Source organism: Aliivibrio sp. 1S128, assembly GCF_001691065.1.
In the GTDB taxonomy this organism is placed as follows: Bacteria; Pseudomonadota; Gammaproteobacteria; order Enterobacterales; family Vibrionaceae; genus Aliivibrio.
This window is the reverse complement of the sequence record NZ_MAJV01000011.1, coordinates 1-6,727: the sequence shown is the minus strand read 5'-3', so window position 1 is coordinate 6,727 and position 6,727 is coordinate 1. Positions and strand designations below refer to the sequence as shown.

At 34.0% G+C, this 6,727-nt stretch carries 6 protein-coding genes and 3 tRNA genes; 3 read left to right on the top strand and 6 right to left on the bottom strand.

Features of this window, described 5'->3' with window-relative positions; translation table 11 throughout:
• The 4 genes from A6E03_RS19770 to A6E03_RS03450 form a co-directional block, all read right to left on the bottom strand.
• A partial coding sequence (locus A6E03_RS19770) for a GTP-binding protein (protein WP_238933831.1) occupies nucleotides 1-128 on the bottom strand: 128 nt, incomplete at its 3' end.
• Between the two features lie 94 nt (nucleotides 129-222).
• Nucleotides 223-297 (bottom strand) — tRNA-Gly (locus A6E03_RS03460).
• A gap of 35 nt (nucleotides 298-332) precedes the next feature.
• Nucleotides 333-416, bottom strand: a tRNA-Tyr gene (locus A6E03_RS03455).
• 43 nt (nucleotides 417-459) lie between these two features.
• Nucleotides 460-535: transfer RNA gene (locus tag A6E03_RS03450), tRNA-Thr, on the bottom strand.
• Between the two features lie 195 nt (nucleotides 536-730).
• Here A6E03_RS03450 and coaA point away from each other — a divergent pair.
• Nucleotides 731-1,654, top strand: coding sequence for a type I pantothenate kinase (coaA, locus tag A6E03_RS03445; RefSeq protein WP_065593229.1), 924 nt, complete (start codon nucleotides 731-733; stop codon nucleotides 1,652-1,654).
• Here the strand turns inward: coaA and birA are convergent, their stop codons facing one another.
• Both birA and murB read right to left on the bottom strand, forming a co-directional pair.
• On the bottom strand, nucleotides 1,655-2,614 hold the full coding sequence (gene birA / locus A6E03_RS03440; RefSeq protein ID WP_065593230.1) for a bifunctional biotin--[acetyl-CoA-carboxylase] ligase/biotin operon repressor BirA: 960 nt from the start codon (nucleotides 2,612-2,614) through the stop codon (nucleotides 1,655-1,657).
• Nucleotides 2,598-3,647: a UDP-N-acetylmuramate dehydrogenase gene (gene murB / locus A6E03_RS03435; RefSeq protein WP_065593231.1), complete on the bottom strand. Its 1,050-nt coding sequence runs from the start codon at nucleotides 3,645-3,647 to the stop codon at nucleotides 2,598-2,600. Before murB ends, birA begins: the two co-directional genes overlap by 17 nt.
• A gap of 72 nt (nucleotides 3,648-3,719) precedes the next feature.
• Between murB and A6E03_RS03430 the strand changes: the two genes are divergently transcribed.
• On the top strand, nucleotides 3,720-4,151 hold the full coding sequence (locus A6E03_RS03430) for a GNAT family N-acetyltransferase (RefSeq protein ID WP_065593232.1): 432 nt from the start codon (nucleotides 3,720-3,722) through the stop codon (nucleotides 4,149-4,151).
• A 71-nt stretch (nucleotides 4,152-4,222) separates the two neighbouring features.
• On the top strand, nucleotides 4,223-5,575 hold the full coding sequence (gene pssA / locus A6E03_RS03425) for a CDP-diacylglycerol--serine O-phosphatidyltransferase (RefSeq protein ID WP_065600173.1): 1,353 nt from the start codon (nucleotides 4,223-4,225) through the stop codon (nucleotides 5,573-5,575).
• Nucleotides 5,576-6,727 lie beyond the last annotated feature (1,152 nt).

Here is a 6,727-nt window from a genome sequence, read left to right as displayed (position 1 = left end):
ACGCCACCGTAAATTTTAGCTAGTGTAGTACAGATAGCAGCAGTTAGAGTTGTTTTACCGTGGTCAACGTGGCCGATAGTACCAACGTTTACGTGCGGTTTCGTACGTTCAAATTTTTCTTTAGACATGATAGTCCCTCTAGGTACGGCTATTGGTGGTATATAATATGACCACGTAACCAAAAAATATATTTGAAAAAAATCATATAAGGAAAATAGGAGATGGAGCGTGCAGCGGGAATCGAACCCGCATCATCAGCTTGGAAGGCTGAGGTAATAGCCATTATACGATGCACGCAATGTAACTCGACTGAGCTATTTTACCTTGAAATATGGTGGAGGGGGACGGATTCGAACCATCGAAGCTTGCGCGGCAGATTTACAGTCTGCTCCCTTTGGCCACTCGGGAACCCCTCCAAATTTTAATCTCTCGAACTCTAAATTTAGAAGTTAAAGATGATGGTGCCGACTACCGGAGTCGAACTGGTGACCTACTGATTACAAGTCAGTTGCTCTACCTACTGAGCTAAGTCGGCACAATTGGTGCGCATTCTAGTTAATCTGGAAATATCATGCAACTTAAAAATCAAATAAAGTGTTTTTTTTTATCTTTTCAATGTAATTTCTGCCGATTCAATCAAATTCATCATTAAAAATAAGATAAGAACACTTTTTTCTTATTCTTCCTTATTGTATTGTTCACCCTTCTTTATCTCCGATAGGTAAACATTGTGAGCTCTTACTTAACCTTCCCCCGTGAAAGTTGGGCTGAATTACGTAATTCAACTCCTTTAACATTAACTGAGCAAGAACTTACACAACTACGCGGTATTAATGAAGAAATCAATATCGCAGAAGTAGAAGAGATCTATCTTCCATTAATTAGGCTACTCCAGCTTAATATTGATAGTCATAGAAAAAAAAATGCCATTTTGGAGGATTTCTTATTAAATGATGAGATAAATTCTCCTTTTATAATAGGTATAGCTGGAAGTGTTGCTGTTGGAAAAAGCACAACCGCGAGAATAATTCAAACGTTACTTAATCAATTAATCCCTAATTTAAGAACAGACTTAATTACAACAGATGGTTTCTTGTTCCCGAATGCAGTTTTAAATGACAGGGCGATTATGCACAGAAAAGGATTTCCTGAATCTTATGATATGCCTTCTTTAGTTTCTTTTATTGCTGACATAAAAGGTGGTAAAGATGCTGTAGAAGCTCCTATCTATTCACATCTTACCTACGATATTACGGAAGAAAAAAAGATAATCAGAAAACCTGACATTCTAATTATTGAAGGGCTAAATGTCCTGCAAAATAGTTATGATTACCCTAATAAACAACATAATAGATTCGTATCTGACTTCTTAGATTTTTCAATTTATGTTGATGCCTCTAAAGAACAATTAAAACAATGGTATGTAGAACGTTTTTTAAAACTAAGAACAAGTGCTTTCAAACAAAAAGGGGCATATTTTTCCCATTACACTGAACTATCAATCGATAAATCAATCAATAAAGCTGAACACATTTGGGATTCGATTAATGGTCTTAATTTAGAAGAAAATATTTTGCCAACTAGAAACCGAGCAAGCTTGATCTTATCAAAAACAAAAAACCATTCAATCAATAGTGTATCAATTCGAAAGTAGTTAACCTTTTTTAATTGATATTTCTCCCCCAATAAATGAAGCGGTTTGCCCATTATGCTCTAATAGAATCGCTCCTTGCTCATCAATGCCTTTACATACCCCATAAATCTTATTTGACCCCATTTGCAAAGTAATCTCTTTATCCATAAAATTGTCTAAATTCTTCCATCTTTTCACAAACGGTTTTAGCCCAAAGGTCTCAAATTCAATCATGCTTTGATGCAAAGATATTAATAATTCATTAGCAAGTCTGTTTCTTTGGTTTTTCTTACCTAAAATCGATGTTAGATCTACCCATGGTTGATCAATTTCAGCATCAAATCGAGGATCAAGAGCTACATTAATACCAACACCAATAACCACGTGAGCTGCACCACCAGACTGTGCTGAAAGTTCAATTAAAACGCCAGCTAATTTTTTATCGTTCCAGTAAATATCATTTGGCCATTTCAATTTTAAATTATTACAGCCTAATTTCTCTAACGCATTAACAACAGCAACTCCTACAGCAAGACTTAACCCCATAGTGGCAGCTAAACCATTATCAAGTTTCCAATAAAGAGAGAAGTATATATTACCGCCAAAAGGTGATACCCAAGTTCGCCCTCGTCTACCTCTACCTGATTCCTGGTACTCTGAAAAACAAGATTGGCCGGAGTCTAATTGATCCATTCGATTCAACAAATATTGGTTTGTTGAATCAACAACACCTAACAACTCAGGCTTTGGTAATTTATTATAGGTTATACTGTTTAACGATAGGAGTTCTATCGGAACTGATAATGCATACCCCTTACCTTTAACTTTATAAATTAATAAACCCCAATCTTGAATCGCTGTAATATGTTTACTGATAGCTGATCGTGAAATACTTAAGCTTTCACCAAGATCTTCACCAGAATGAAAACGACCATCACTTAATTTCTTAAGTATTGCCAACTTTTTAGCATGATCTTTCATTAAATAGCTCCGATAAAAACGTTTCTTTTGCCTCAAAATAAAATCTTACTTCATGTTCTAGCTCTATTTGATACATATCAAACACCTTCGCTTTAACATAATTTGCTAATTCTAAAACATCAGAAGAAGTCGCATTTCCATTATTAACTAAAACAAGTGCTTGTTCTTTATGGACTCCAGCCCCGTTAATATTGAAGCCCTTAAGCCCTGCATTATCAATAAGCCACCCTGCAGCAATTTTCTTTGCATCTCCAAATGAATAAGCCGGCATATTTGGATAAAGACTAATTAAGTCTGTATATTGTTTATTTGAGATTATTGGATTCTTAAAAAAACTGCCTGCATTACCTAAGATGTTAGGATCAGGTAGCTTCTTTGAACGAATTTCGCATATTTTTTTATATACATCTTTAGCTTTTGTATCTATTTTATCTAAACAAGCTAACGGCCCATAAGACAACAATGGTTTCCATTGCTTATTTAGTCGCAGAGTAACCGATGTAATGATCACGTTATCTTTTAATTTTTGTTTAAAAATAGAATCTCTATAACCAAAGAAACACTCTTCACTCTTCAATGTGTTAAGTTTTAATGTAGTAAGGTCTAAATATTCGACAGAATCACAGACGTCTTTTAGTTCAACGCCATAAGCTCCTATATTCTGTATAGGAGAAGACCCTACACAACCAGGTATCATTGCAAGATTTTCAACACCGTAATAATTATTTTCAACGCACCATTCGACAAAATCCGGCCAATCCTCACCACTTGAGACGGTTATCAAGTAGCTATCATCAAGTTCTATAACCTGTTTCCCCAAGATTCGATTCAAAATAACCACACCAGGAAAGGCGCCACAAAATAATGTGTTACTACCTCTGCCTAGAGGAAGTTTAGTTAAATTAGAATATTCTTCACAAGACCAGATATAAACTAAGTCTTGGGTACTTTCAGCTTCAATAATCAGGTCTGCGTCTTCATTTAAAGAAAAGCTATTGTAAGGCTTTAAATTTTTGGTAGGTAAAATTTTCATATCGACTATATTTTAAAGGCTAAATTAAGTACATTCTAACTTAATCCATACAAACTATATAGAATACTACAAATGAATCTTACCGTTTCCTACTTAGATAAAATTCGTCTTCCTCTCCTACATAAGTTATACAAAGAAAATTATCCATCAGGAAAACCAAAGGGAAAAGAAGATATTGTTATCTTAGAAGCAGATAACAAAATGGTCGGTGCGATACGGATAAAGGTATATGAAGACTGCCAGTTTTTAACCGGAATGATGATTATAAAAGAAATGAGACAACAAAATTTAGGTAGCTATTTATTAAAGCAACTTCCATCATTTTTACCATTCAACACCTCTTATTGCCTATGCGAACCGACCCTCTGTGGATTTTATTTAAAAAATAATTTTAAACATATAGAGGATAGTACGATACCAAATGCAATTAAGATTAAACACGAGCGTTATACAAAAGATGGGAAAAAACTAAATCTTTTAACATATAAAAAATCAACTATTTGATATTACTCTCGGCAATAGCCATTTAGTTTGCTAAAATTATCGATCTTATATTGATAATTTAATGATCGGTTATGAACTCAAAATCTCAAGAAAGTAAAGAACAGCTATCAAAACTTCCAATGTTGTCTCAAAATCCTGAGAATATTCAGACTCTTCATTCTGCTCAAGATTTTCGGTATGAACTGTTAAAACAAATAGAAAAAGCCAAGCATCGTATTTATATCGTCGCTCTTTACTTAGAAAATGATGATGCAGGAAGAGAAATATTCACCGCATTATATGAAGCAAAACAGAAGCAACCAACACTTGATATTAATGTACTTGTTGATTGGCACAGAGCACAACGAGGCTTAATTGGCGCTGAAGCTAGCGATGGAAATGCTGCACTGTATAGAGAGTTCTCTGAAAAATATAAACACTCAATTAATGTACTAGGAGTTCCAGTACGTAATAAAGAGGTTTTTGGTGTTCTTCATTTAAAAGGCTTTGTTTTTGATGATACTGTTATCTACAGTGGTGCAAGTTTAAACGACGTATATTTAGCTCATAAAGATAAATACCGTTTTGATCGATACCACATATTAAATAACAGCGATTTAGCTAATTCGATGGTGTCTTTCATTAACAAAACATTAATTACAAGCCCTGCAGTAAATTGTTTATCACAAAAAAACCGCCCTAATACAAAAACATTAAAACCGGCAATAAAGGAACTTCGTAAACAACTAAGTGTATCAAATTACCAATTTACTCCTCAATTAAGAAAGACAGGAGAAGTTGGTGTTACACCACTAGTTGGCCTAGGACGTAAAGGTAATAAGTTAAATAATCATATAAAGCTATTATTGGCATCTGCAACATCAGAAATTACGATTTGCACGCCGTACTTTAACTTCCCTAAGCCTATAGCAAAAGAGCTTAAAAAGGCCCTACAACGCGGTGTAAGAGTAACGATTATTGTTGGAGACAAAACAGCTAATGATTTTTATATTGCTCCTGAAGAAGAATTTAGAACCATTGCAGGGTTACCTTATTTATATGAAATAAATCTAAGGAACTTTGCTAAATCAAACGAGTCCTCCATAGCTAATAGACAGTTATCCCTTCATTTATGGAAACATGAAAACAACAGTTTCCATTTAAAAGGTATGTGGATCGATAATGAGTTCACACTTATAACAGGAAGTAACTTAAACCCAAGAGCCTGGAAGTTAGATTTAGAAAATGGATTACTATTACAAGATCCCGAACAACTGCTTCTTTCAAGTAAACAATCTGAGCTTGATGTAATATTTAAACATACTCAAGTTATTGGTTCATATAAGCAAATCGATAAGCTAGATAGCTACCCTATTGATGTAAAACGCTTAATAAAACGAATCAAGCGCATTAAGGCAGATCATATCTTGAATCAAATTCTATAATTAATAAATTAGAGCATGGGAACTAGACAATCTCATGCTTTTTCATCAAGCACTATACTCTTCAAGTCACCTTTTAAAAATTTCAAATACCCCAAAAACCAGTTAACAACTCCTATCTAATTAACTTAACCATTCTTGTATTAGATACTAAATAACATGATCTAATTTAATGGCATAATGAATTTATCCATCTAAAAACACGCCCAACCAACTCTGCTCAGTTAACAACAATAACTGAAGCCTTTAAAGCTAAATCAGCTATGACTACGTTGGTTAAACAGCGATAAGATGAATTAAGCGGGGTGATGCCAAATGCATAACCTATAACTCTCGATCAGATAGAAATTCGTGAATTCAAAAAGAAGTTTGCTCGTCTTGAGGATAATAATGACATACAAAAGTTATACTCAAAACATCCCGCCCATCAGTAATAGCTCTGCTGAGGCGAAAAGCATAGCAAAGATGGTATCTAAGAGAGCGTATAACTAAGCTAATGGAATAACTTGATGTTAAGCGCCAAAATCAGATTTGGCCGGTGATGTAACTTACATTTTAATTGGTACAATAGAGGGTTATTTAGTTATTATTAATCTATTTCCACGAAAAATGATTAGTCATCATAACTTTTACCAGACCGCTAAAACGCTTTCGATGAGTTAGGTAAAAACTTTAAGCCTCATATTTCATAGCAATCAATGTCACCACTATACAAGCTTAAAATTCAGACAAAAATTATGGCGATATAAAATAATTCAGAGAATGAGTCGCCGCTGCAATTGTTGGGGGTAATAGACCAATGAGAAGCTTAAAGTGAATGGGTTCCTAACAGGAGATATGGAAGCTTTACTGAAGCAAAAACATCCAATAGCTAAATATATAATAAATTATTGCTATAATATCAGGCCTCATCTACACAATAATTGATTACAACCTAACTTTGCAGAATAACAACATTACTTAGACTATAAAACGGTGGCTAGCTTTACTTACGACGACACAAGACTACATTACACTTTATCGAAGACTAAGTACCTTTCGACTCAATATAAGTTATATTAATACACTAAACTCTAGATCATCATATCAACGTTTAACAAAATAATTATTCATTTATAAAATAGATGTCTTTTATACAGACGTAAAAAAGCCCTA

What these genes read in the sequence shown, in the direction of transcription:
- murB (WP_065593231.1), bottom strand. Translation starts at nt 3,647, where the DNA reads ATGAAAATTTTACCTACCAAAAATTTAAAGCCTTACAATAGCTTTTCT.
- A6E03_RS03430 (WP_065593232.1), top strand. Translation starts at nt 3,720, where the DNA reads ATGAATCTTACCGTTTCCTACTTAGATAAAATTCGTCTTCCTCTCCTA.
- pssA (WP_065600173.1), top strand. Translation starts at nt 4,223, where the DNA reads ATGAACTCAAAATCTCAAGAAAGTAAAGAACAGCTATCAAAACTTCCA.
- birA (WP_065593230.1), bottom strand. Translation starts at nt 2,614, where the DNA reads ATGAAAGATCATGCTAAAAAGTTGGCAATACTTAAGAAATTAAGTGAT.